The following is a 25,608-nucleotide window of genomic DNA, read 5'->3' as shown; positions in this document are numbered from 1 at the left end:
GTTCTCGGGGAGCAAAGCAGAGCGCCGACCGCGTTTCCGCTGATCGGCGCTCCTGTAGCCCGGCGAAAGGCTATGTGGCCAGGGGCGGGGTCGAACCGCCGACCTTCCGATTTTCAGTCGGACGCTCGTACCAACTGAGCTACCTGGCCGTGTTGCTCGGCTCATGCTACCCGCCGACCTGACGAATCAGCGGCAGGGTCACACGCTCCGATACGCAGAACGCCGCGCGGGGCGCGGCGTCAGCGCTGCGGTCCTGACGGGACTTGAACCCGCGACCTCCGCCTTGACAGGGCGGCGAGCACTCCAACTGCTCCACAGGACCTAGCTTGTGTTGCTCCGGCTTGCGCCGGTCGTGCCCCCAACGGGATTCGAACCCGTGCTACCGCCTTGAAAGGGCGGCGTCCTGGGCCGCTAGACGATGAGGGCGGCCCCGCCATCATTGCACACTCGCAACTTCAAGCGGACTTGCTCCCATCCGGCCCCGCCGGAGGCTTGGAAAGCATACGTGATGCCTGGTCGGTCGACAAAACCGGTATCGCAGGAGCTTCAGCGAGGCGCATAACCGCAGGTCAGAGCGTCCTAGCGGAGTCGGGCGATGCCGTAGCGGCGCTTCAGGTCGGCGATCAGGTGCGGGCAGGCGGCGAGCGTCGCAGCCCGGTCGCCGCCGCCGTCGTGCAGCAGCACGATGGCTCCGGGGCGGGCGGCGGAGTGGATTCGCTTGGCGATCGTCGTGGCCGTCGGCTTGGCCCAATCCTGCGGGTCGACGGTCCAGTGCAGGGGGCGCATGCCGAGCTGCTTCGCCACCGTCAGCACCTCCGCTGTCCAGCGGCCGCCTGGCTGGCGGTAGAAGGGCACTGGTGCGTTCGGGGCAGCCGCCCGGATGGCTTTGTTGGTACGGGCCAGGTCGGCCCGGATCTCGGCGACCGGACGACGGGCCAGATCGAGGTCGTGCCGCCAACTGTGGTTGCAGAGCTGATGGCCCTCCCGGACGATCCGTCGAATCAGTTCGGGGTGGCGCTGGGCCTCGTGGCCGACGACACAGAAGGTGGCGCTCACCCGGGCAGCCCGTAGTTGGTCGAGCACCTTGGGAGTCCAGGTGGGGTTCGGCCCGTCGTCGAAGGTCAACGCCACCGGCTTCACGCCTGTGGTGCGCCGCAGCCCGGACGGAAGGGTGGACGGCAGCGGTCGCAGCGGCGGCTTGGTACGTGTGGGGCGCGGCGTCGGGGTGGGTGGCGTGGTCGACTCGATCGGCTGTGGCCCGCCGGCGGCGTGAATGCTGCCGCGCGGCTGAGCGCAACCGGACAGGGCCAGCACCACGGCGAGGACGGACGCCAGGGCGGCGCGGGCTTGCATGTGTTCGCTCCCGGGGGTCGGGGCAGGCGGACCACCGACGGTAGTGGAAGCCACCCCGGGCCGACAGGGCCGGTCAGGGCCCCGTCGACTGGTCCAGCGAGTCGCGTACCGCGACGGCGAGGGAGAGCGCCTCGGCCAGGTCGAACGGTCGCACCACCCCGGCGGGCAGTGTGTCGGCCTGCCAGCCCGGGCCGGCCGCGAGGATCAGCAGCGGGCGGCGGGGCGCGGCGAGCAGGGCGACGAGCTGGGCCGGGTCGGCGGTGGCTCGGGTATGCGACCAGAGCACCACGGCGGCCGGGCCGGTTCGCGTGACCGCCTCGACGAGGGCGGCCAGCGGCACCCGCGCACCCAGCATCCGGTAGCTGATCCCGACCTCGGCGAGCGCGGCGGCCAGCGCCTCCAGGGGCAGGCTGTGTTGCTCCTCGTCGGCGCACGACAGCAGGATGCGTGCCGGCCCGGTGGGTGCATAGGCCCGGCTGGTCGCCGCGAACGCCTCCGACACGCAGCGGGAAATCAGATGTTCGACCTCGACCAGGGCACCGGTGGCCGCGTGCCGCTCGCCGACGCCGACGAGTACGGGACGCAGCAGGTTCTCCCAGGTGGCGACGACACCGCTGGCGGCCAGGGTGTGCGCGATCGTCTCGTTGATGGCGGCGGCGTCCAGTCGCATGGCGGCGCGCGCCAGCCCTCGGGCGGCCGGGCCGGCGCGACCCACCGGGATGGATCCGCCGCCGTCCCGGTGGGGCGGGCGGAGCCGACCTCCGTTACGCGCGACGTCGGCGGCCACCTGGTTCGGTGCCTGGCGTGCCCACCGGGCCGCCTCGGCGGGGCTCACGCCTTCGGCGGTGAGCCGTCGCATGATTTCGAGGCGGGCCAGGTCGGCGGGCGTGTACCGGCGGTGGTGGCCCGGGACATGCTCGCTTGGGCCGAGCCCGTAGCGCTGGTGCCAGGTGCGCAGCGTGGTGACTGCCACCCCCAGCCGCCGCGCGACGGCGCCAGCGCTCAGCGCCTCATCGGCCACCCGACCGCTCCGCCGCGTCATCCGCCGACGATCCGGACGGGGTCACGGCCGGGCCGGGTGCGCCCGGCATCTCGCCAGAGGGGCGCAACAGCCGGTTCACCACCCCACCCAGCCACGGTGCGTACGACCGGGGGTCGCGGTCCAGCTCGACTTCGAGGGCTGCGGGGTCGGCCCAGCGCAGCTCGGCCACCTCGTCCGGGTCCGGTTGCAGTGGGGCAGCGGGCAGGAACTCGCCGCGCAGCACATGGTCGTACTCGAATTCGACCCGACCGGTGGCCGGGTCCTCGGCGTAGTAGACGTAGACGCCGACCTCGGTCAGCTCGACAGGGCCGGTGCCCAACTCCTCGCGTAGCCGCCGGTTGGCGGCCTCGGTGAGCGACTCGTCCGGTTGGGGATGGCCGCAGCAGGAGTTGGCCCAGCGCAGCGGGAACCGGGTCTTGACCGCGGCCCGCCGCTGGAGCAGCACCTGGCCGTCCGGGTCGACAAGCAGCACCGAGAAGGCCCTGTGGAGTTGCCCCGGCGGCTGGTGGGCGGCCGCCACCGTGACCGCACCGACGGCCTGCCCCGCGTCGTCGACCAGTTCGACGAGGTGCTCCTCACGGCTGCTCATCGGCTTTCCCCGGTGATCCGACCGGCGGCAAGCTTGCCGGAGATCAGCACCATCGGCACGCCCACCCCCGGTTGGGTGCCGGAGCCGACGAAGACCACGTTCGCCAGGTCGCGGTGCAGGTTCGACGGGCGGAAGGGGCCGGTCTGGAAGAGCGTGTGCGCGGCGGCGAACGGGGTGCCCGCGGCCATTCCCTGCTCCGCCCACTCGGCGGGGGTGATCGCCTGGAGCACCTCGACCCCGTCGCCGAAGCCGACGTAGCCGCGCTCCTCGAGGGTGCCGATCAGTTGGTCGCCGTAGCGCCGGGTCAGGTCGCCACGCCACTCGAACGGCGCCCGGTCAAGGTTGGGCACCGGGGCCAGCACGTAGTAGGTGTGCCGGTCCGGCGGGGCTACCGACGGGTCGGTCCTGCTCGGGTTGGTGACCAGGAGTGACGGGTCGGTCATCAGCTCGCCCCTGCGGATGACCTCATCGAAGGTGCCCTTCCACGCGCGACCGAAGTGGATGTTGTGGTGGGCGATCTTCGCATATCCCTGCCGCGAGCCGACGTGCAGGACGACGCACGACGGCGAGTAGGTGAGGCGCCGCGAGGGGGCGGCGGGGAGCAGGTCCCGGTAGGCGACCGGCAGATCCGGGTTGAGCACCACCACGTCCGCCGGCACCAACTCGCCGTCGGCGGTGAGCACACCGGTGGCCCGGCCGTTCGCGGTCTCCACCCGCGTCACCGTGGTGTCGTACCGGATCTGCACGCCGTGCTTCTCGGCCGCGCCGGCCATCGCCCGGGAGACCGCGTGGATGCCGCCGCGGGGGAAGTAGACACCGGCCACCGAGTCGAGGTACGCGATGACTGCGTAGATGGCCAGCGCGTCGTGCGGGGCGAGGCCGGCGTACATTGCCTGGAAAGAGAAGATCCGCTGAGTACGCGGGTCGCGGAAGAACTGGTTGATCTTCGTTTGGAGGCGGCGGAAGGCACCGCCGGTGAGCAACTTGAGCAGGTTGCCGGTGATCAGGTCGGTGGGGGCGTCCAGGTTGCGCTCGATGAAGTCGGTCCGCTCCAGCCGCCACAACTCCCGCGCGTAGTCGACGAAGCGCAGGTAGCCGTCGGCCTCGCGCGGCCCGCAGACCCGGGAGATCTCGGCCGCCATCCGCGTGGTGTCGGTGAGTACGTCGAGCGTGGAGCCGTCCGGGTAGTACGCCCGGTAGGCCGGGTCGAGCGGGGTCAGGTCGAGCCAGTCGTGCAGCTCCTCGCCGACCGCACCGAGGGCCTCGGCGATCAAGTCGGGCATGGTGAGCACCGTCGGGCCGGTGTCGAAGTCGTAGCCGTCCACCGAGAGCCGGCCGGCCCGCCCGCCAGGCACCGGCTCGCGCTCCAGCACTGTCACCTGTCGGCCGCTGCCGGCCAGGTGCAGCGCGCAGGCCAGGCCGCCCAGCCCGGCGCCGACGACAACCACGCGATCCGTTCGTCCCGTCACCGTGCGCACGTGACCTCCTTGAAAGAGTCGCTCATCAGGCCCGCCGGTCGGTGGCGGCGGTGGCCAACCCGGTAAGCGCCGTCCGCGCCGTCCGGTCCACGGGTGCGGCGTCGAGCGCGGCCAGCGCGTCGCCCACCCGCTCGGCGATCATCCGTTCCACCCGCGCCACCGCGCCGGTGTCGGCTACCAGTTCGGCGAGCTTGTCGACCGGCCCGGTGTCGGCCCGATCCAACGCCCTGCGCTGGGCGGGCGTGGCCAGTTGCCGGGCCAGCATGAGCAGTGTGGTCGGCTTGCCGGTGCGCAGGTCGTCGCCGGCCGGCTTGCCGGTGGTGGCCGGGTCGCCGTAGACACCGAGCAGGTCGTCGCGGAGTTGGAACGCCTCGCCGACGGCAAGGCCGTAGCGGGTGTACGCGGCGACGAGCGGGGCGTCGGTGCTCACCCCGGCCAGGGCGGTGCCGAGGAGCAGCGGCCGCTGCACCGTGTAGCTGGCGGTCTTGTAGCGGGCCACCCGCAGCGCCCGGTCGACAGACCAGTTGGCCGCGTCGTTCTCGCCGAGCACGTCCAGGTACTGCCCGGCGATCGTCTCCACCCGCATCTGGTCGTAGCAGCGGCGGACCTCCAGCAGCCGGGCCGGCGGCACGGCGGTGTGCGCCAGCAGCCGGTCGGCCCAGACCATGCAGAGGTCGCCGATGAGCACAGCGGCAGCCTCGCCGTAGCGGTCCGGATCGCCCCGGTGGCCTGCCGCGACGTGCTGGGCGGCGAGTGCGACGTGCGCGGTGGGCCGGCCGCGCCGGGTGGCGGAGTCGTCCATCACGTCGTCGTGCACCAGCGCGAAGGTGTGCAGCAGTTCGAGGGCGGCCAGCGCGGGCAACACCGGTGGGAGTGATTCGCTGCCACCGGACGCCCCCCGCCAGCCCCAGTACGCGAACGTGGACCGGAGACGTTTCCCGCCGACCAGGACGGCGTCCCGTGCGGCTGCGGCGAATTCGCCAATCGCTGCGTCGATCTGAGCGAGGGATTCCACTTCGGCGGTGAGAAAGGTGGTGAGGGTGTCGTTGACGGCGGTGCTCAGATCGTGGGTGTACGCAGCCAGGACGGCACGGACCGGATCGTCCCTGTCGCCCGGCTCTGTCGGAGCCACGCGGATCGCGTTGCCCGTCGCTGCGTCGTTGGCCATGTGAGCGAGCGTACCCTAGGCTACGAGTTGCGTCGATTGGTGCGTCGATAATTGAGGAGGGTCCGGTGGACACGGATCTCACCGCTGCCTATGACCGATGCCGTGAGCTGCACAGACGCCACGGCCGCACCTACTATCTCGCCACCAGACTGCTTCCCGCCTGGAAACGGCGACACGTGCACGCGCTGTACGGCTTCACCAGGTACGCCGACGAGATCGTCGACCGCACCGAGGACCTTCCGCCGGCCGAGCGGGCCGCCCTGCTCGACGACTGGGCCAGCCAGTTCGTGGCCGGTCTGCACGGCGCGCAGGTCGACGATCCGCTGCTGCCGGCCGTCCTGCACACGATCGCCGTCTTCGATCTCGACCGGGACGACTTCGCGTCGTTTCTGAAGAGCATGGCGATGGACCTGACCGTCACGGCGTACCCGACGTACGACCACCTGCTGGACTACATGGAGGGCTCGGCGGCCGTCATCGGCACCATGATGCTGCCGATCCTGGGCAGCTCCGACCCGACCGCTGCCCGCGAGCCCGCTCGGCAGCTCGGCTTCGCCTTCCAGCTCACCAACTTCATCCGGGACGTCGCCGAGGACCTCGACCGGGGCCGCACCTACCTACCCGACGAGGACCTTGCGAAGTTCGGCGTCACACGCGACGACCTGCTCGAGGCCCGCAACCGAGGGCGCGGCACGCCCCGGACCAGAGAGCTGATCGAGTACGAGGTGACGCGCGCCCAGGCCCACTACGCCGCCGCCGCACCGGGCATCACCATGCTCGCCCCTGCCTCGCAGGCCTGCATGCGCACCGCGTACGCGCTCTACGGCGGCATCCTCGACGAGGTGGCCGCGCAGGACTACGACGTCTTCGCCCGGCGTGCCCTCGTGCCGCAGCGACGGCGGATGGCGGTGGCCGCCCGCGCCCTGCTCACCTCGACCGGCGCCCCCGTCACGATTCCCGGGCCGACGATCCAACCGGCCGCCCGCTGACCGCCGGCTGCACCGAAAGGAAGGGCACCTTGTTAACGCCTGGTGTTGTACAAGGGGCCCTTCCTAACAAGCGGGTCAGAGGCACGAGTGCAGGGCTTCCGCCAACTCGTCGGCACGATCGTGTTCGGCCAGCGTGGCGGTGGCGTACGCGAAGGTGTAGCCCCTGCCCGGGTCGGCCCACGCGCTGCTGCCGCCGATGCCACCCATGCCCCAACTGCCGTCCGGCTCCCACTGCATGCCCAACGTCCACTGCGCGATGCGGTCCAGCACCAGGTCCGGCCCGTCGTACTGGACCTTCGTCGCCTCTGCCACCAGGTCCGGGCTGAACAGGCGTGCGCCGTCCAGGACACCGCCGGCCAGCAGACCGGCGTAGAGCCGGGCCAGGCCGGCGGCGGTGGCGTGCAGGTTGACCGCCGGCACCTCGGCGCCCCGCCAGAGCGGACTGTTCAGCACTGTCAGGTCGAGCCCACCGGCCGGGTTGCCCATGGCGCGGGCGCGCAGCGAGCCCGGCGTACCGAGCGCTCTGGTCGGCCACTGCGGGTCGCCGTAGCGCAGGTCCGCGCAGCGGCGTTGATCCGCCGCGGCCAGCCCGAAGCCCAGGTCGAGCCGCCATGGGCCGGCGATCTCGTCGGCCAGGTAACGCCCCACCGACCGGCCGTCCACGCGGCGGACCAACTCGCCCACCAGGTGCCCGTACGTCCACGCGTGCTCACCTGCCACCGAGCCAGGCGTCCACTCGGGGTCGGCGGCGGCCAGATCGCCGGTGAGCAGCGCCCAGTCGGTGATCGCCGTGGCCGGCCGCGGCACCGGGAAGGCCGGCAGCCCGGCGGTGTGCGACAACACCTGGCGCACGGTCGCAGGGGTACGGAACTCCGGCCAGTACCGCGTCACCGGCGCGTCGAGGTCGATCCGTCCCTGGTCGACGAGCATCAGCAGGCAGAGTGCCGCGACGGGCTTGCCGACCGAGTAGACGTTCACGAGCGTGTCGTGACGCCACGCCGCGCCGTCGGGCCGGTCGGTGGTCCGCGCCCCGACTTCGGGCCCGTCGGTGGTCCGCGCCCCGACTTCGGGCCCGTCGGTGGTCCGGGGCCCACCGACCAGGTCGACCACCGGTTGACCGTCGTACCAGATGGCCAGGCTGGCCCCGGTTTCCCGACCGGAGGTGAGCAGGTCGTGGAAGCAGTCCCGGACCGGGGCGAAGCGCGCGTGCATCAGGCCACCGTAAGTGGAGTTGCCGCTCCGCGTGCCTCTGGCCCACGTTCTGCTCGCACGCGGCTCGGGGTGCTCTGATGAGCGTGATACCTCAGAGTCATATTGATGCCTCTGAGGTATCACGCTCGTAGCAGTGACCGATATCCGGCGCGGAGGCGCGGAGGCGCTGCCTGGTGAAGGCGGCAAGACGCCGCAGCGGAACGGCAAATCACGACGATTCTGCTGTTCATTTCTTTCAGTAATGTGACGTACGATTGCGGCCGTGACCAAGCGGTTGACTGAAGTTGCCAAGAAGGCGGGCGTCAGCGAGGCCACCGTCAGCCGGGTACTCAACGGCCGGGACGGGGTGTCCGAGGCGACCCGCACGGCCGTGCTGACCGCGCTCGACGTGCTGGGCTACGAGCGACCGACCAAACTGCGTGGCGAGCGTGCCCGGCTGGTCGGGCTGGTGCTGCCCGAGTTGCAGAATCCGATCTTCCCGGCGCTCGCCGAGGTGGTCACCGGATCTCTCGCCCAGCGCGGCTACACGCCGGCTCTGTGCGCCCGCACCATCGGCGGTGTGTCCGAGATGGACTACGTGGAGATGCTCCTCGACCACCAGGTCTCCGGCGTGATCTTCGCCGGCGGCTCGTACGCGCTGGCCGACGCCCGCCACGACCACTACCGTCGGCTGACCGATCGGGGCCTTCCGGTGGTGCTCGTCAACGCCGGCGTCGACGAGTTGGGGTTTCCCCGGGTCTCCACCGACGACGCCGTGGCGGTGGAGCAGGCGTACGGGCATCTGCGCTCACTCGGTCACGAGCGGATCGGGATGGTGCTCGGCCCAGAGGGACACGTGCCGTCGCGCCGCAAGCTGGACGCGATGGTCCAGGCCGCCGGTTGGGGTGACGCCGAGCGGGAGTGTGTGGAGCGTTCGAGCTTCTCGATGGAGGGCGCGCGGGTCGCCGCGACCAAACTTGTCGAACGCGGCGTGACAGGCATCATCTGTGCCAGCGACGTGCTGGCTCTGGGCACCATCCGGGCTGCCCGGCGGTTGGGTCGTGCGGTGCCGGCCGACATCTCCGTGGTGGGCTTCGACGACTCGGCTTTCATGACCTGCACCGACCCGCCGTTGACCACCGTGCGGCAGCCCATCGAGACGATGGGTCAGGCCGCTGTGGACCTGCTCGTCACCCAGATCGAGGGCGTCGGCGTCCTGCAGGACGAGTTGCTGTTCGAGCCGGAGCTTGTGGTTCGCGGCTCCACCGCACCCGCCCCGGGCCGCTGACCGCGCCCGCGCCCTGACCGCGCCCTGACCGCGCCCTGACCGCGCCCGCGCGCTGACGCTGCCGGGGCACTGACCCGTACCCATCTGACGACGTTCGGCCGTCGACCGCTCACCAGCGGTCGGCGGCCGTTTTCGTCGTTGCCCGGCCCTCACCGGCAGCAGGCTGAACGCTACCTGGTCAAAGGATGGCAAAAGCTCTCGAGGCCGCCGCAGCTCGTGTCGCCATCCCTATCTGCCACTGCTATGTCGTCTCTTTTCAGTTTGCAGTCCAACTCTTGCTGACATGAGTTCTCATCGCTACAGTGACGTCACTCACACCTGGCACCGGCGCAGCTACGAGGCGTCAGGACTCACCACCGCAGATTCAGCGACGTCATGGAGACACCCGTTCCCGAAGGGATGGACAGATGTCCGTACCGCAATACCGAAGGGCTGCGGCGTTAGCGCTCGTGGCCGGCCTGGGGCTCAGCCTCACGGCGTGCTCCACGAAGAGCGACGACAAGGACACGACCGCTGGCGGCAAGGTCACCATCACTGTCGACTGCCAGCCCGTCGGCGCGCAGAAAGAGCTGTTGAAGAACTGGAACGACGATGTCGCCGAGTTCCAGCGGCAGAACCCGGACATCGTCATCAAGAGCGTGAGCGTCGGCGAGCAGTGCAACAACCCGCCGGACTTCACCGCCCGCCTCGCCGGCGGCACCGTGACGGACGTGTTCTACGGGTACATGACCGATCTCCAGCAGGTGCTGGACTCCGGTCAGGCGATGGACATCTCCGAGTACGCAAACAAGGACACCGTCCCCACCTGGGACAGCATCGACCCGGCACTCAAAGAGGTCTTCAGCGACGGCGGCAAGCTTTACGCCGTCCCGGTGAAGAACTACTCGATGGGCCTTGTCTACAACAAGGCCCTGTTCCAGCAGGCCGGGCTCGACGTCAACAACCCGCCCAAGACGTGGGCAGACGTCCGGGCGGCCGCCAAGAAGATCTCGGCGCTCGGCAACGGCATCGCCGGCTACTCGGAGTACAGCGCGGGAAACACCGGCGGCTGGCACTTCACCTCGCTGCTCTACTCGCAGGGCGGCCGGGTGCTGACCGAGGACGGCAAGAAGGCCGACTTCAACAACGCCATGGGCAAGCAGGTCCTGCAGAACCTCAAGGACATGCGGTACGGCGACAACAGCATGGGCGCCCGCCAGCTCCTGCAGTGGGGCGACCTGCTGACCAACGCCGGTGCGGGCAAGGTCGGCATGTTCATCGGCGCACCGGACGCGACCCAGGCGATCGTCAGCCAGTTCCAGGGCAAATTCCAGGACTGGGCGATGAGCCCGCTGCCCGGCCAGGACGGCCTGGCGAAGGGCACGCTCGGCGGCGGCGAGGGCTACTTCTTCAAGAAGGGCCTCACCCCCGAGCAGGTCAAGGCCGGTCTGAAGTGGATCGCGTACCAGAAGTTGACCCCGGGCAAGGGCCAGTTCGACTACGTACGGGCCAAGCCGCAGAACTACCCGGTGGGCCTGCCGCAGCCGCTGCTCTTCGCCAACGGCAGCGACGCACAGAAGCAGGAACTCGAACTGCGCAAGGCGAACGCGAACGTCGACACCGCGAACTTCGCGATCTTCGAGGCGACCCCGATCCCGATCAAGGGTGAGCCCCGCAACGCGCAGGCGATCTACGCGGTGCTCGACGCTGCGATGTCCGGGGTGCTCACCAACCCGAACTCGAACATCGACGCGCTGCTCAAGACGGCCGAGGACAAGGTCAACCAGCTCCTGTCCGCCCAGAGCTGATCGGTAGGTGTGGGGGCCGTGGAACCCGGCCCCCACACCTCGCGCCGCACCGTCCGCGTCACTGACTTGGAGTTGCCTTGACGATCACCACCGTCCCGGAGACCCCCAGGAAACCGGGCCGCCCGATGTCGCCGTACCCGGTGGGGCCGCAGCGCACCAACCTCGGCCGCAAGGTACGGGACAACCTCACCGGGCACGCGTTCCTGATCGGCGCGGTGCTCTGCTTCGTGGTCTTCTCGTGGTACCCGATGATCCGCGGCATCGTCATGAGCTTCCAGCGGACCCGGCGCGGCGAGACGACCTGGGTGGGCTGGGACAACTACCTGCGCATCGTCGACGACCCCAGCTTCTGGACCGCCTGGAAGAACACCGCCTACTTCACGGTCCTCGCGCTCGTCCTCGGGTACGTGGTGCCGTTCTTCGTGGCGATCCTGCTCAACGAGTTCCGCCACGCCAAGGGATACCTGCGGATCCTGGTCTACCTGCCGGTGATGCTGCCCCCGGCCTCGGCGCTGTTCCTCTTCAAGTTCTACGCGTACGACCCCAGCGAGGCGGGGCTGTTCAACGCGATCCTGAAGGCGCTGCACCTGCCCACGTCGCAGTGGATGCAGTCGCCCGGGATGACGATGCCGGCGATGGTGCTCGCGTCCACCTGGATGAACATGGGCGGCGCGGTGCTGATCTACCTGGCGTCGTTGCAGAACATCCCCGGCGAACTCTACGAGGCGGCCGAGCTGGACGGCGCCGGGATCTGGAAGCGGATCCGCCACGTGACGATCCCGCAGACCCGCCTGATCCTCGCGCTGCTGGCGATGCTCCAGATCGTCGCCACCATGCAGGTGTTCATCGAGCCACTCATCCTCGCCAACGGCGCGGGCGCGGAGGACTCCGCGACCTCGGTGGCGTACCTCATCTATCAGCACGGGTTCTTCCAGAACGACCTCAACGGCGCCGCCGCACTGGGCGTGATCATGCTCGTGGTGCTGGCCGGCTTCTCCGCCGTGTACGTGCGGCTGACCGCGAAACAGGACTAGGACGGCGAGAATGGCGCAGGACTCCGGGACCCGGACCCTCATCTCCCATGCCCAGCTCAGCAGGGGGCGCGGCCGGGTCATCTACTGGGCGCTGCTGGCCGTCGTCGTGGCCGGTTTCACTCTCGTCTTCCTCGGCCCGCTCTACTGGATGGTCACCGGCGCGCTCAAGTCCGGCCAGGAGATCGCACAGACCCCGCCGACGCTGTTCCCGAAGGACCCGCAGCCGCAGAACTACATCGACGCGTGGAACAACCTGGCCCTGGCCAAGCTGCTGTTCAACACGTTCTACTACGCGGCCGGCGCGGTGCTGTTCCAACTCGTCTTCGACAGCGCGGCGGCGTACTCCCTGTCCAAGCTCCGACCGATCTTCGGCAACACGATCCTCGCCCTCATGCTGGCGACGCTGATGATCCCGGCGATGGTGCTCATCGTGCCGCAGTACGTGACAGTGCTCGACCTGCCGATCCTGCACATCAACCTGCTCGACTCGCCGTTCGCGATCTGGCTGCCGATGGTCGCGAACGCGTTCAACATCTTCCTGTTGAAGCGGTTCTTCGACTCGATTCCCGAGGAGTTGATGGCGGCGGCACTCGTGGACGGGGCGACGCCGCTGCGTACGCTCTGGTCGATCATCCTGCCGCTGTCGCGCCCGATCCTCGGCGTCGTCTCGATCTTCGCCGTGACGGCGGTCTGGAAGGACTTCCTCTGGCCGAAGCTGGTCATGCCGTCACCCGAGACCAGGACGGTGAGCGTCGGCATCTACACCTTCGCGGGCGGTACGCCGATGAACGTGGTCATCGCCGCGTCGGTCATCGCCGCGATCCCGACCGTCATCATCTTCCTGGTCTTCCAGCGGAACATCATGTCCGGTCTGACCGCAGGAAGCCTCAAGGGATGACCACCACCGCAACACCGCGGCGAACAACGGTGGTTCGCTCCGAGACAGAGACAGGTCGGCGAGCACGTCGACGCACTGACGCAGAAAGCAGGTGCTCGTGTCCACAGCAGACAAAAGTCCGTGGTGGCGTGGGGCGGTTATCTACCAGGTGTACCCGCGGAGCTTCGCCGACGGCAACGGCGACGGCATCGGCGACGTAGCAGGCATCCGGTCCCGGCTCGACCACCTGTCCGCGCTCGGCGTCGACGCGATCTGGTTCAGCCCCTGGTATCCGTCGCCGATGGCGGACGCCGGCTACGACGTGTCCGACTACCGCGACATCGACCCGGTCTTCGGCACCCTCGCCGAGGTGGAGGCGCTGATCACGGAGGCGCACGAACTCGGCATCCGGACGATCGTCGACGTGGTGCCCAACCACTGCTCCGACGCGCACCCGTGGTTCCAGGCCGCGCTGGCCGGCGGTCCGGGAGCACCCGAGCGGGACCTGTTCTGGTTCCGTCCCGGACGAGGCCCGAACGGCGACCAGCGGCCCACCGACTGGGTCGGCGAGTTCGGCGGCGAGACCTGGACCCGCACCACCAACCCGGACGGCACCCCCGGCGACTGGTACCTGCACCTGTTCGCCCCGCAGCAGCCGGACTTCAACTGGGACCACCCACGGGTACGCGCCGAATTCGAGGACATCCTGCGGTTCTGGTTCGACAGGGGGGTCGACGGCATCCGGATCGACTCGGCCGGGCTGCTGGTCAAGGACGGGACGCTGCCCGAGGTCCGGCCGGACCAGCCGCACCCGTTCCACGACCTCGACGGCGTACACGACATCTACCGGGGCTGGCGGCGGGTCGCCGACTCGTACCCCGGTGACCGGGCGCTGATCGGCGAGGTGTGGCTGCCGGACCGCCAGCGGTTCGCCAACTACCTGCGCCCCGACGAGCTGCACGCGGCGTTCAACTTCGACTTCCTCGGCTGCGCCTGGGACGCCTCGGCGTTGCGCGAGAGCATCGACGGGACGCTGAGCGCGCACGCCCCGGTCGGCGCCCCCGCCACCTGGGTGCTCTCCAACCACGACGTCACCCGGCACGTCACCCGCTACGGCCGGGCGGACACCACGTTCAGCTTCGCCGCCAAGCGTGAGGGGATCCCCACCGACCTGGAGTTGGGCACCCGCCGGGCGCGGGCCGCCGCGCTGCTGTCGCTGTCGCTGCCCGGCGCCGCCTACGTCTACCAGGGCGAGGAGCTGGGACTGTGGGAGGTCGAGGACATCCCGTACGCGCTGCGCCAGGACCCGATGTGGGAACGTTCCGGCCGGGTCGACCCCGGCCGGGACGGCTGCCGGGTGCCGCTGCCGTGGGCCGGTGACGAGCCGCCGTTCGAGTTCAGCCCTGAGGGCGCGGCGGCGCCCTGGCTGCCGCAGCCGGCCGACTGGAAGGACCGGACCGCCCGTGCGCAGACCGGCGACTCAACGTCGATGCTGGAGTTGTACCGGACGGCGATCAGGCTCCGACGCGCCGAACCGGCGCTCGGCGACGGCGGGTTGACCTGGCTGCCCGCCCCGGACGGCGTACTCGCTTTCAGCCGCGGCGACGGCTTCCACTGCCTGGTCAACCTCTCCGACACTGCGGTGCCGCTGCCACCCGACGGGGAGTTGCTGCTGGCCAGCGGCCCACTCGACGACGGGCTGCTGCCGTCCGACACGGCCGTCTGGCTGCGTACCCCCGAATTGGCGGGCAAGCCGCGCGCGGCGGACGGCGCCGACCTGACCTGACCCGACCGGCGGACGTATCGAGAGAGAGGAGAAAACGAGGAACCTGCGACGCCGAACCGACACGGCCCACCCACCATCGCACCGTCTCCACCTGTCGCGGCACGACGGGCGTATCTCCGCACCCGTCACCGGGCAACGCAACGCACCCCACCACCCCCGAAAGAGGTGTAAGCGACCCATGTCCAGAAACGGCACCAGACGAGGCACCCCACCGACCGGCACGACCGGTCCCCGCACCACCCGCACGGCCCGACGACCCGTTCACCGCCGGCTGATCGCCAGCGCGCTCGCCGGGATGCTTCTCGCCGCCGCCCCGGCCCTCACCCCCGTGGCCAGCGCGGCCCCGGCGGTCGCCGCGTCCGCGTCCGCCGCCCGCGCGGCAATGCTCGCCGGGCTCTCCGCCACGATGAGCGCCAGCAGCTACAACCAGAACTACGTGGCGGCCAACGCCAACGACGGCAACGCCGACACCTACTGGGAGAGCGCCAACAACGCGTTCCCACAGTGGATCCAGGCCGACCTGGGCGCCACCGTCAGCGTCGACCGGGTGGTGCTCAAGCTGCCGCCGTCGTCGGCCTGGCAGACCCGTACCCAGACGCTGTCGGTGCTCGGCTCCACGAACGGCTCGACCTTCACCACGCTGAAGGCGTCCGGCAACTACACCTTCGACCCAGGCACCGCCAACACCGCGACCGCCAGCTTCACCGCGGCCAGCACCCGCTACGTGCGGGTCCAGGTCACCGGCAACACCGGCTGGCCCGCCGCCCAGCTCTCCGAGGTCGAGGTGTACGGCGCCGCCAGCAGCCCCGACACCCAGGCGCCAAGCGTCCCCGGCAACCTGGCCTACACCCAGCCCGCCAGCGGCCAGATCCGGCTCACCTGGTCGGCGTCCACCGACAACGTCGGGGTCACCGGTTACGACGTCTACGCGGGCGGCGCGCTGCGCGGCAGCGTCAACGGCTCGACGCTGACCTACACCGACAACCAGCCCGACAGCGCCACCGTCTCGTACTACGTGCGGGCCAGGGACGCGGCCGGCAACCAGTCGGCGAACAGCAACACAGTGACCCGGACGGGCACCGGCAACCCGCCGGTCGGCACCAACCTCGCGGTCGGCAAACCGATCACCGCCTCCGGGTACGTCCACACGTTCGTGGCCACCAACGCCAACGACAACAACACGGCCACCTACTGGGAGGGCAACGGCAACCCGAGCACGATCACCGTGCAACTCGGTGCCAACGCCAGCCTCAGCCAGATCGTGTTGAAGCTCAACCCGGACTCGGCCTGGGGCACGCGTACCCAGAACATCACAGTCCTCGGCCGGGACCAGGGCTCGTCGACGTTCACCACGCTTGTGGGTGCCGCGAACTACACCTTCAACCCCGCCACCGGCAACACTGTCACCATCCCGGTGTCGGGCGCGGCTGCCGACGTACGGCTCTCGATCGCCTCCAACACCGGCGCGCCCGCCGGACAGGTGGCCGAGTTCCAGGTCATCGGCACTCCCGCACCGAACCCGGACCTGACCGTCACCGGCATGTCGTTCAGCCCGTCCGCGCCCGTCGAGACGAGTGCCGTCACCCTGTCGGCCACAGTGCGCAACGCCGGCTCGGCGGCCTCCGGTGCCACAAACGTCAACTTCTACCTCGGTGCGACCCGGGTCGGCACCGCGTCCGTCGGTGGCCTCGCGGCCGGCGCGTCGACCACTGTCAGCGCGAATATCGGGACCCGCGACGCGGGCAGCTACCCGCTCAGCGCGAAGGTCGACGAGAGCAACACCGTCGTCGAGCAGGACGACACCAACAACAGCTACACCAGCCCAAGCCCTCTTGTGGTCAGCCCGGTCGCCAGCTCCGACCTGGTCGCCTCGGCGGTCGCCTGGTCACCGGGCAACCCGGCAGCTGGCAACACCGTCACCTTCTCGGTGTCGGTACGCAACGCCGGCAGCGTGGCGTCCGCCTCCGGGGCGCACGGCATCACGCTCACAGTGCTCAACGAGGCCGGCACCGCCGTGCGTACCCTGACCGGCTCGTACTCCGGAGTGATCAACGCCGGGGCCACCGTCGGCCCGGTCAACCTGGGCACCTGGACGGCCGTGAACGGCAAGTACACGGTCCGGGTGGTGCTCGCCGCCGACGGCAACGAACTGCCCGTCAAGCAGGGCAACAACACAAGTGACCGTCCGTTCTTCGTCGGTCGCGGTGCCAACATGCCGTACGACATGTACGAGGCCGAGGACGGCGTGGTCGGCGGCGGCGCGACGGTCGTCGGCCCGAACCGTACCGTCGGCGATCTGGCCGGTGAGGCGTCCGGCCGGCGCGCGGTGACCCTCAACTCGACAGGCAGCTACGTCGAGTGGACCACCAGGGCCAGCACCAACACCCTCGTCACCAGGTTCTCCATCCCGGACGCGCCGGGCGGCGGCGGGATCAACTCCACGCTCAACGTCTACGTCAACGGCACCTTCCACAAGGCCATCGACCTGACGTCCCGCTACGCCTGGCTCTACGGCAATGAGGCCAGCCCTGGCAACTCGCCGAGCGCGGGCAGCCCGCGGCACATCTACGACGAAGCCAACGTCATGCTCAACTCGACGATCCCGGCCGGCAGCAGGATCCGCCTCCAGAAGGACCCGGCCAACACCACCACGTACGCCATCGATTTCATGAACACCGAGCAGGTGGCACCGATCGCGAACCCGGACCCGGCGCGCTACACCACGCCGACCGGCTTCACCCACCAGGACGTGCAGAACGCCCTGGACCGGGTGCGGATGGACACCACAGGCAACCTGATCGGCGTGTACCTACCGGCCGGCAACTACTCCACCTCGTCGAAGTTCCAGGTGTACGGCAAGGCGGTAAAGGTGACCGGCGCCGGCCCCTGGTACACCCGGTTCAACGCCCCGTCCGGGCAGGACAACACCGACATCGGTTTCCGGGCGGAGAACTCGGCGGCCGGGTCGTCGTTCGCGAACTTCGCCTACTTCGGCAACTACACCTCGCGGATCGACGGCCCCGGCAAGGTCTTCGACTTCGCCAACGTGTCGAACATCGTGATCGACAACATCTGGAACGAGCACATGGTCTGCCTCTACTGGGGCGCCAACACCGACTACATGACGATCAAGAACTCCCGGATCCGGAACATGTTCGCCGACGGCATCAACATGACCAACGGGAGCACCAACAACCTGGTGAGCAACAACGACGCCCGGGCCACCGGCGACGACAGCTTCGCGCTGTTCTCGGCCATCGACGCGGGCGGCGCGGACATGCGGGACAACGTCTACGAGAACCTGACGTCGACGCTGACCTGGCGGGCCGCCGGTGTCGCCGTCTACGGCGGCTACGGCAACACGTTCCGCAACATCTACATCGCGGACACGCTCGTCTACGCCGGCATCACCATCAGCTCACTCGACTTCGGCTACCCCATGAACGGCTTCGGAGCGAGCCCACCCACCCGGTTCGAGAACATCTCGATCGTCCGGGCCGGTGGGCACTTCTGGGGAGGGCAGACCTTCCCGGCGATCTGGGTCTTCTCCGCTTCGAAGGTGTTCCAGGGCATCCGGGTCAGCGACGTGGACATCGTCGACCCGACCTACAGCGGCATCATGTTCCAGACGAACTACGTCGGCGGGCAGCCGCAGAACCCGATCACCGACACGGTCTTCACAAACGTGTCGATCAGCGGGGCGCGCAAGAGCGGTGATGCCTACGACGCGAAGTCCGGCTTCGCCATCTGGGCCAACCCGATGCCGGAGGCAGGGCAGGGTCCGGCCGTCGGGTCGGTCACCTTCAACAACCTGCGGCTGAGCAACAACGCTGTAGACATCCAGAACCCCACCTCGACGTTCACCATCAACCGCAACTGACCCAGCCCGGTCGCCGGGCGGCGGTCGGTTCCCCGGGCGGTGTGGCCACTCGACACACGGGTGACCACACCGCCCGGCTTGGCGTCAGTCCGCCGCGGCGCCGTGCCGGCCGGCGCCGGCGGCGAACCTGGCCGCGCCGGCCGCCGCGTCGGTGGCCAGCGACTCCATCCCGTACGCCAACTCCGTCGCCATGGCCTCCGACTCAGGCCGGCCCGCCCCGGCCAGCACCGCCGCCCGATCATTGCGCAGGCAGGTCTGCGGGTGCCTGGCGATCAGGGCCGCCAGCTCCTCGGCTGCCGCCCGCGCCTGGCCCGGCGGCACCAACCGGTTGACCAACCCCATCGCGAACGCCTCGTCGGCCGGCACCGGACGGCCGGTGAGGATCAGGTCCAGGGCACGGCTCTCCCCGATCAGCCGGGGCAGCCGGACCGTGCCACCGTCGATCAACGGCACTCCCCAACGGCGGCAGAGCACCCCGAGCGTGGCGTCGGACTCGGCGACCCGCAGGTCACACCAGAGCGCCAACTCCAGCCCGCCGGCCACCGCGTACCCGGAGATCGCCGCGATCACCGGCTTGCCCAGCACCATCCGGGTGGGCCCCATCGGACCGTCGCCCTCCGGTTCGACCCGGTTGCCGCTCGGCGTACCGATCGCCTTGAGGTCAGCGCCGGCGCAGAACGTGCCGCCCGCTCCCCAGAGCACGGCGACCGCCGCGTCCGGGTCGGCGTCGAAGGCGCGGAAGGCGTCCGCGAGGGCCCGCGCGGTCGGCCCGTCCACAGCGTTGCGCGCCTCCGGCCGGTCCAGCACCACAGTCGTCACCGGCCCCGAACGCTCCACAAGAACACCCATAAAGCCCAGCATGCCCACCCCACTCAAGGTCCCCACCCCCACCCACGCTGATCGTGCAGTTTCGGTCGCCCAAATGCCCGAGGTGTACGCGATTGCCAGGGCAGCAACTGCAAGATCGGCGAGAAGCTGGGGTGGTGGCGGTGGGGGATTGCCACTGTTGGGCGGTTTGCGACCGCGTTCGCTGGGAAGTCGGTACGGGTGCGAGCACTTCTGACGAAAGTTGAGCAGGCAGCCGGCTTGGACCGGACGGGCGACCGGTTGCAGCGGGTGGTCCTCAGCACGCTGCGTCCGCGGCGGCTGCGGGACCTGCTGCACGGTGTGCCGCTGGGGCATCCACTGCACCCGGCGATGGTGCAGGTGCCGGTAGGTGCGTGGATCAGTTCCGCAGTGCTGGACCTGATGCCGGGCCAGCGCCGGCCGGCCACAGTGCTCGTCGGCCTGGGCACGGTGAGCGCGCTGCCCGCGGCGGTGGCCGGGCTGAACGACTGGGCGGCGCTCTCCCGGGACCAGCGTCGGGTCGGCCTGGTGCACGCCGCCGCGAACACTGTCGGCGTCGGCCTCTACGCCGGCTCACTTGCGGCACGTCTATCCGGCCGTCACGGCGTGGGCAGGGCCCTCGGCTTCCTCGGGCTCTCCGCCGTGAGCCTCGGGGCATACATCGGCGGCCACCTGGCCTACAAGCAGGGCGCCCAGGTCAACCAGAGCATCTCCGAGCTGCACCGGATGAGCGACGGCTGGCACTCGCTGGCCGACATGGCCACGCTGCCGCAGCGCACGCTGATCACCCGCGAGGTGGACGACGACATTTCGGTGATCCTCTATCGCCACGGCGACGAGGTAACAGTGATGCTGGAGCGGTGCCCGCACCAGAGCGGGCCGCTCGGCGAGGGCGAGGTGCAGGAGATCGACGGCCACGCCTGCGTGGTCTGCCCGTGGCACGGCAGCGCGTTCCGGCTCAACGGGGGCGAGGTAGTGCAGGGGCCCTCCGGCAGCGACCAACAGATCCTGCCCACCCGCATCCAGAACGGCGTGCTCCAAACCCGCCTGCCCTGACACCCGCCGGCCCGGCCCTGCTTGGCCCGGCCCTGCCCGGCCTGGCCCTGCCTGGCACTGCCCGGCCTGGCCCTGCCTGGCACTGCCCGGCCTGGCCCTGCCTGGCACTGCCCGATCTGCCTCGCTTGCCCGACGCCGGTGCTTCGCTCCCGGGAGCCGGTGTTGCCGACGACGATGATGACTCTGAGGTATCAAGATGACTCTGAGGTATCACGCTCTCCGGACACCTGCCCCGGGAGCCCTCGGCGCGTGACCCGCACCGTCGCCGAGCTCAATGTTTGGGTCAGCTGCGTCGGTGCCGGCGGGCCGACGGTCCGTTCAGCTGCGCCGGTGGCGGCCGACCGATGGTCCGTCCGGTACGGAGTCCAGGTCATGCCCGCTGGCGAACAGTTGGCCTTCGGCACTGTCGCCTGCCCAAGCGTCGTCGCCAACCCAACTCGGTCCACCGGTGGGCGGCGTGCCGCGGCTGGCAGGTGCCGTGCTGCCAGTAGGTGCGATCCCGCTGCCGCGAGCAACCGCGCTGCCGCCGCGAGCTACCCCGCCGCCATCGGGAGATGCTGCACGGCCCTCGCGAGCTACCCCGCCGCCGTCGCGAGATGCTGCACGGCCGTCGCGGGCTACCCCGCTGTCGCCGCGAGATGCTGCACGGCCGTCGCGAGCTACCGTGCCGCTGCCGATCGCCGCGCGGTTGTAGCGCGTTGCTGGTGTTCTGGTCCGGGGGGTGCGGGAGGACGTGGCCAACCGGGGAGCCGCCCCGGCGGTCGCCGGGCGGCGGCGTAGGCCGAGCACCGCACCGATCTGGGCGCCGACGATGCTCGCGACGGCCAACACGGCGGACACCGCCAGCGGTCGGTTGACCCCGTCGGTGTCACCGGCCCGGGCTGCGCCGACCGTCATCGTGGGTGCCTGGCCCGCCGATTCCGTACCGCTGCGGGGTGTCGTCTCCACCCGCTCCGGTGCGGTCCGCTCCGGTGCCCCCTGCTCCGGTGCCTCCCGCTCCGGTGCCGTCTGCTCCGGGGCGGTTTGCTCGGGCGCCGGTCGCGGTGCCGGCGGCTTGGGTGCGGCAGGCTGGCCGACCAGTTTCCCGGTGGCGTGCCGCCGTGCGCCCTGGTCGGCGGCCTCGCTGGGGAGCCGTAGCAGTTGGCCGGGGCGGATGCGGTCCGGGTCGTCGAGTTTGTTCAGCTTGGCGAGCTGCCGGTAGTCGCCGAACTCGTCCAGGTAACGCTCGGCCACAGTGCCGAGGTAGTCGCCCCTTGCCACGCGGTACATCGGCGTAGCTTCTTCGTCAGCGGGGGAGTCACCGGGGGCGGTGAACCCGGTCCGGGTCAGCGGGACCGCCGTGTCGTGCGTCGCGCTCGGACGGTTCGGCGCGGCGAGGGTGGCGACGGCTGCCGCGTCCGGACTCGCGTACGCCGGGGTGCCGTAGACGGCTGCGGCGCTGGCGGCGGCCGGGCTGGCCACGAGGATCAGCGCGACCGAGCCGACGAGCGCGGCGGCGGCCTTCTGCTGGCGGCTCATCCCGGGCAGCTTCGGCGCAGGCCGGCGCAAGGTCTGCGCGCCCAGCTCGACCAGGACGGAGAAGGTGAACGTGGCCCAGCCGAACCATCCGGCCAGCGCCAACGCCCGCAGGAAGAGCTGACCGTCGTCCCGGCTGGTCAGCGCCGTGCCCACCTCGGCGAAGGTGGGCAGGTGATCAGGCAGGGGGTTGCCGGCGAAGGCGAGCAGCGCGATCGGCGCGCCGACCACCAGGGCGCAGAGCACGACAAGCGCGCCGAAGCCGGTGAGGATACGTCCGGTCCGGCGTACCGCGGACCGATCCGATGCGGACATGGCTGCCTTCCCTTCCTACGGTCCTGCGGTGATGGCCCGCGCGGTGGCCTCGCCGGTGACGGTGACCCGGTCGGCGAAGCCGAACAGCCCGAGCATCGAGCGGCGGTAGGTGATCGTGACGCGTACCTGGACGACGGTCTCCCCGGCGATGCGCGGGAAGCTCACTGTGTGGCCGGTGGTGCCGGCGGCGGAGAGGTAGTTGGCGACCGCGACGCGTGCCTGCGGTTCGTTGATCCGCTTCGGCCCGCCCTCGATCGCGGTCGCCCGGTCGATGGCCTGCCCGCCCGCGCGTGCCGCCTCGGCGGCCAGGTTGTCGGCGCGATGCAGGGTGCGCAGCTGCCCGGCGCCGTCGAAGGAGAGGCCGATGATGGCCAGTACGCCGATCATCGCCACAGCCAGGAAGATGCTCACCCGGCCGTGGTCGTCGGTTAGCGGACGTACACCTGTCGGGGTGCTCATTGCCGGCTCCGGTAGCGGTCCAGGGGTGAGGTGAAGCTCGCCACTACGCGGTTGTCGGTCGGCATGCCGGGCAGCGCGCCGAGCCTCAGGTCCCGGAAGGACACCCGGCAGGCGACCTGGATGGTGACAGTGGCGTCCTGCCCGACGGGGCTGCGGAAGGCGTCGTCGAAGCTCGTGGCCCGGCCCTGCACCGAGCCGGTGAACGTCAGCGTGGGGGTGTTGGTGCAGGCCAGACCACGCCAGTCCAGCTGGTTGCGGGCGGCCTCACGGGCCTGGGCGCGGGCGGTGGAGGCGTCCCGGGAGATCGACGCGGCGCGGGCGGCGTCGTGCGCGGCAGCGTCGATCGCCTCGGCGGCCACCGCGCTGCGCCCGGCCACACCGGCCAGCACCATGAGCGCGATGAACGCGGGCGCGAGCACCGCCACCTCGATGGAGACCGAGCCGCGCTCGGCGGGACGGTTCACGGCTGGGTCACCCGCTCCACCGTTCCGTGGGCGGTCTGCTGCACCGCGAAGTTCACGCCGGGCACCACCGACAGGGACCGGCCGCGCACCGTGCAGGTCACCTCGACCTCGGTGGTCACGCAGCTCGGGGCGTTCTTGTCCCAGCCCACCAGCCAGCCGCCCGAGGCGGTCAGGAACCGGGTGGCGCTTGCCGCCCCGGCGCCGTCGGGCGCCTGGTACAGCCGCTCGGCGTTGACCCCGCTCTGCGCGGCGTTCAACGCCGTGGAGCGGGCCAGGAAGACGGCCGAGACCTGGATCGACGCGAACAGCAGCAGCAGGATAAGCGGCATCACCACTGCCAACTCCACAGGGTTGGCACCCCGCTCCCGGTCGCCGGCCACGAGCCGGCGCCGGGCGGTCGACACCGCCCGGCACCAGCACGGGTACGCGGCTCCGCGCATGTTTGCTACTTCGGGTTCGTGTGGGTCGGAATGTTCGTCATCCAGTCGTTGGCCTTGCTCAGGGCCAGGCCGGTGACGATTGTCGCCACGAAGACCAGACCGAAGATGATCACAGCGGTCGGGACCGGGCTGTCTCCGCGCTCGCCGTCGCGGCGCACCTCGGCGAGGCGCGTCGTCAGCACGACGTGCAGGTAGCTGATGAGGGACATGGCGTACTCCTTCTGGGATCGGGTCAGACTCGGGCGAGGAACGGATAGACGACGAAGCCGAGCAGCACGAAGACGAGCAGTGCGCCCGGGATGTCGAGTCGGCTGGTCACGCCCTCGGCGCGGGCGAGGTTGTCGGTGCGGATCTGGTCGCGCAACGAGTCGGCCCTGCTGCGCAGGGTCTCGTGCACCTGCGCGCCCTCGCTGCCGGAGGACCGCATGATCGCGCCGACGTCCCCCAGCTCCGGGATGCCGATCTTGTCGGCGAGGTCGCGCAGTTCGTCCCAGGGCGCGTGCATCTGCATCTGGGCGATCCGCAGGGACTCCTGGATTCGGTCGAAGACCCAGCCGTCGCAGACCGCGGCGGCCCGCTCCAACGACTGCACAGGACCGTGCGCGGCGGACAGTTGCAACGCCACCAGGTCCAGGTAGGTGCAGACGGCCTGCCGGAACTCGTCCCGGGCGGCGTCCGCCTTGGTCAGCACCGCCCGGTGCGCCAGCAGCCCGGCGACCAGCGCCATGCCGAGGCTGCCGAGCACCGGAATGACAAGGGGAAACGAGATGCCGAGCACGAACAGCGCGACGCCGAGCAGGGTAGGCGTGGCCAGCCCGATCAGCGCGGAGAGCAGCACCGACAGCGCGTACTGCTCGGAGGTCTGACCGATCAGGGCGAGCTGCCGGTGCGGCGGTCGCAGCCAGCGGGCCAGCCCGGTCAACCAGTCCGGTTGCCGGGACGTGGGAGCGGCGACCCGGCCAAGGCTGGGCGGCTGGTGCAACCGGCGCAGCGCCGGCCCGAGCGCCGGGGTCGCCGGCACCAACTCCCGGATCACCAGGAACAGCCCCAACCCGATGGTGGCCCCGCCGCACACAGCGATGGCGAGGTGCCAGTTGAGGACGATCATCGGTGCTCACCTCCGCCGCGCGGGCCCGCGTTGCTCGCGTTCACGCGAGCACCTCCTGCGGGTCCGGAGCCGGCAGGAACCGGGCCGGGCGCTGCGGCTGACTCATCGAACGGACCCAGGCCAGCAGACCGATGAAGGCCGCGCCGAGGGTGGCCATCACCACCTGGCCGGTCGGTGTGCCGTACGGCTTGATGTACTCGGTGTTGACCAGCCCGTACGCCAGGGTCGCCAGGGTCATGCCGGTCAGGAAGCGGACCGCGAACCGGGGCTGGGTGCGCTTGGCTTCGATCTCCCGGCGGGTGGCGACCTCCGCCGCCGCCGCGCCGGCGATAGAGCCGAGCACGTCACCGAGTCGTTCACCCCGATCGCTCAGGTGCAGGATCAACGCCGCCACCACCTGGTCGCAGACCGGGTCGCCGATCTCGTCGGCGAAGGCCAGCAACGCGGTACGCGCCGTCCAGCCGGCCTGCAACCGGGCGGCGAGCAGCCGTACCTCGTCCTCGATGCCCGGTGGCACGCTGCCGATCGTGCCGATGATGGACTGCTGGAGGCCCTGCCCGATGCCGGAAACGTCCTTGAGGCGGCGCGTCCACTCGCCGACCGCCTCGATGCGGGCGATGGCGCGCTGCTCGGCCTTGCCCACCGCGAACAGCCACGGCGTGCCGGGCACCGCCACAGCCACCAGCAGACCCACCACCGGCAGCCCGGTCAACAGGAAGGCGAGCGCGCCGGCCACCACCGCGGCGAGCAGCAGTGCCTGATGGGCGCGTTGCTCGGCGGGGTTGGGGCTGGATCCGCGCCACAGTCGAGCAAGGCCGGGACCCGCGCCCGGACCGGGGCCGGCGGGCCGGCGGGTGCCCACAAGCGCGACCACGGCCAGCAGCAGTCCGGCGACACAGGCGGCCCCGGAGATCACGGCGATCAACTCAAGGCTGTTTCCCAT

21 protein-coding genes, 3 tRNA genes and 1 pseudogene are annotated in these 25,608 nt (G+C 70.4%); 8 read left to right on the top strand and 17 right to left on the bottom strand.

What is annotated here, in order from left to right:
- Positions 1-75 precede the first annotated feature (75 nt).
- The 8 genes from F4558_RS25620 to F4558_RS25585 form a co-directional block, all read right to left on the bottom strand.
- Positions 76-149: transfer RNA gene (locus F4558_RS25620), tRNA-Phe, on the bottom strand.
- A gap of 99 nt (positions 150-248) precedes the next feature.
- A tRNA-Asp gene (locus tag F4558_RS25615) sits at positions 249-322 on the bottom strand.
- A 31-nt stretch (positions 323-353) separates the two neighbouring features.
- A tRNA-Glu gene (locus tag F4558_RS25610) sits at positions 354-426 on the bottom strand.
- Positions 427-579: 153 nt separating this feature from the next.
- Positions 580-1,353, bottom strand: coding sequence for a polysaccharide deacetylase family protein (locus F4558_RS25605; protein ID WP_167946264.1), 774 nt, complete (start codon positions 1,351-1,353; stop codon positions 580-582).
- Between the two features lie 73 nt (positions 1,354-1,426).
- Positions 1,427-2,374, bottom strand: coding sequence for a MerR family transcriptional regulator (locus tag F4558_RS25600; RefSeq protein WP_053652033.1), 948 nt, complete (start codon positions 2,372-2,374; stop codon positions 1,427-1,429).
- Positions 2,364-2,984: an isopentenyl-diphosphate Delta-isomerase gene (idi, locus tag F4558_RS25595; protein ID WP_167946262.1), complete on the bottom strand. Its 621-nt coding sequence runs from the start codon at positions 2,982-2,984 to the stop codon at positions 2,364-2,366. The genes F4558_RS25600 and idi overlap by 11 nt, the downstream gene beginning before the upstream one ends.
- The gene (gene crtI, locus F4558_RS25590; RefSeq protein ID WP_167946260.1) at positions 2,981-4,462 is read right to left on the bottom strand and encodes a phytoene desaturase family protein; all 1,482 of its coding nucleotides are present in this window, start codon (positions 4,460-4,462) and stop codon (positions 2,981-2,983) included. Before crtI ends, idi begins: the two co-directional genes overlap by 4 nt.
- A 25-nt stretch (positions 4,463-4,487) precedes the next feature.
- On the bottom strand, positions 4,488-5,630 hold the full coding sequence (locus F4558_RS25585; RefSeq protein WP_053652038.1) for a polyprenyl synthetase family protein: 1,143 nt from the start codon (positions 5,628-5,630) through the stop codon (positions 4,488-4,490).
- A gap of 65 nt (positions 5,631-5,695) precedes the next feature.
- On the opposite strand from F4558_RS25585, the gene F4558_RS25580 reads away from it, so the two are divergent.
- On the top strand, positions 5,696-6,619 hold the full coding sequence (locus F4558_RS25580) for a phytoene/squalene synthase family protein (RefSeq protein ID WP_167946258.1): 924 nt from the start codon (positions 5,696-5,698) through the stop codon (positions 6,617-6,619).
- Positions 6,620-6,694: 75 nt separating this feature from the next.
- Here F4558_RS25580 and F4558_RS25575 read toward each other — a convergent pair whose 3' ends face one another.
- Entirely contained in the window at positions 6,695-7,831 is a 1,137-nt protein-coding gene (locus F4558_RS25575) for a serine hydrolase domain-containing protein (RefSeq protein WP_167946256.1), read from the bottom strand.
- A 262-nt stretch (positions 7,832-8,093) separates the two neighbouring features.
- On the opposite strand from F4558_RS25575, the gene F4558_RS25570 reads away from it, so the two are divergent.
- From F4558_RS25570 to F4558_RS25545, 6 genes are all read left to right on the top strand, one after another.
- The gene (locus F4558_RS25570; RefSeq protein ID WP_167946254.1) at positions 8,094-9,098 is read left to right on the top strand and encodes a LacI family DNA-binding transcriptional regulator; all 1,005 of its coding nucleotides are present in this window, start codon (positions 8,094-8,096) and stop codon (positions 9,096-9,098) included.
- A gap of 407 nt (positions 9,099-9,505) precedes the next feature.
- Entirely contained in the window at positions 9,506-10,885 is a 1,380-nt protein-coding gene (locus tag F4558_RS25565; protein WP_053652046.1) for an ABC transporter substrate-binding protein, read from the top strand.
- 77 nt (positions 10,886-10,962) lie between these two features.
- Positions 10,963-11,919, top strand: coding sequence for a carbohydrate ABC transporter permease (locus F4558_RS25560; protein ID WP_167946252.1), 957 nt, complete (start codon positions 10,963-10,965; stop codon positions 11,917-11,919).
- A 10-nt stretch (positions 11,920-11,929) separates the two neighbouring features.
- Positions 11,930-12,817 carry a carbohydrate ABC transporter permease gene (locus F4558_RS25555; RefSeq protein WP_053652049.1) on the top strand — a complete coding sequence of 296 codons (888 nt, stop codon included), beginning with the start codon at positions 11,930-11,932 and terminating at the stop codon, positions 12,815-12,817.
- Between the two features lie 97 nt (positions 12,818-12,914).
- Positions 12,915-14,582, top strand: a complete 1,668-nt coding sequence (locus tag F4558_RS25550; RefSeq protein WP_167946250.1) for a glycoside hydrolase family 13 protein — start codon at positions 12,915-12,917, stop codon at positions 14,580-14,582.
- A gap of 178 nt (positions 14,583-14,760) precedes the next feature.
- Positions 14,761-18,462, top strand: a complete 3,702-nt coding sequence (locus tag F4558_RS25545) for a discoidin domain-containing protein (protein WP_209273399.1) — start codon at positions 14,761-14,763, stop codon at positions 18,460-18,462.
- Between the two features lie 84 nt (positions 18,463-18,546).
- Here the strand turns inward: F4558_RS25545 and F4558_RS25540 are convergent, their stop codons facing one another.
- Positions 18,547-19,311 (bottom strand): crotonase/enoyl-CoA hydratase family protein, encoded by a 765-nt coding sequence (locus tag F4558_RS25540; RefSeq protein WP_167946248.1) that lies wholly within the window; start codon positions 19,309-19,311, stop codon positions 18,547-18,549.
- A gap of 198 nt (positions 19,312-19,509) precedes the next feature.
- Between F4558_RS25540 and F4558_RS25535 the strand changes: the two genes are divergently transcribed.
- On the top strand, positions 19,510-20,364 hold the full coding sequence (locus tag F4558_RS25535; protein WP_167946246.1) for a Rieske (2Fe-2S) protein: 855 nt from the start codon (positions 19,510-19,512) through the stop codon (positions 20,362-20,364).
- Between the two features lie 684 nt (positions 20,365-21,048).
- On the opposite strand, the pseudogene F4558_RS25530 reads toward F4558_RS25535, so the two are convergent.
- The 7 genes and pseudogenes from F4558_RS25530 to F4558_RS25500 form a co-directional block, all read right to left on the bottom strand.
- A pseudogene (locus tag F4558_RS25530) lies at positions 21,049-22,194 on the bottom strand (LysM peptidoglycan-binding domain-containing protein); the annotation flags it as partial.
- Positions 22,195-22,209: 15 nt separating this feature from the next.
- Entirely contained in the window at positions 22,210-22,653 is a 444-nt protein-coding gene (locus F4558_RS25525; RefSeq protein WP_053652056.1) for a pilus assembly protein TadG-related protein, read from the bottom strand.
- The gene (locus F4558_RS25520; RefSeq protein WP_167946244.1) at positions 22,650-23,117 is read right to left on the bottom strand and encodes a TadE/TadG family type IV pilus assembly protein; all 468 of its coding nucleotides are present in this window, start codon (positions 23,115-23,117) and stop codon (positions 22,650-22,652) included. Before F4558_RS25520 ends, F4558_RS25525 begins: the two co-directional genes overlap by 4 nt.
- Complete coding sequence (locus F4558_RS25515; protein ID WP_167946242.1) at positions 23,114-23,557, bottom strand: TadE/TadG family type IV pilus assembly protein; 444 nt, start codon at positions 23,555-23,557, stop codon at positions 23,114-23,116. The genes F4558_RS25520 and F4558_RS25515 overlap by 4 nt, the downstream gene beginning before the upstream one ends.
- 5 nt (positions 23,558-23,562) lie before the next feature.
- Positions 23,563-23,766, bottom strand: a complete 204-nt coding sequence (locus tag F4558_RS25510) for a hypothetical protein (RefSeq protein WP_053652060.1) — start codon at positions 23,764-23,766, stop codon at positions 23,563-23,565.
- Positions 23,767-23,789: 23 nt separating this feature from the next.
- Positions 23,790-24,665 carry a type II secretion system F family protein gene (locus F4558_RS25505; RefSeq protein ID WP_167946240.1) on the bottom strand — a complete coding sequence of 292 codons (876 nt, stop codon included), beginning with the start codon at positions 24,663-24,665 and terminating at the stop codon, positions 23,790-23,792.
- Between the two features lie 40 nt (positions 24,666-24,705).
- Positions 24,706-25,608, bottom strand: a complete 903-nt coding sequence (locus tag F4558_RS25500; RefSeq protein WP_167946238.1) for a type II secretion system F family protein — start codon at positions 25,606-25,608, stop codon at positions 24,706-24,708.

The organism is Micromonospora profundi, assembly GCF_011927785.1.
Lineage (GTDB): Bacteria > Actinomycetota > Actinomycetes > Mycobacteriales > Micromonosporaceae > Micromonospora > Micromonospora profundi.
Note: the sequence above shows the minus strand (reverse complement) of the source record. Positions and strands in the feature narration are given on the sequence as shown.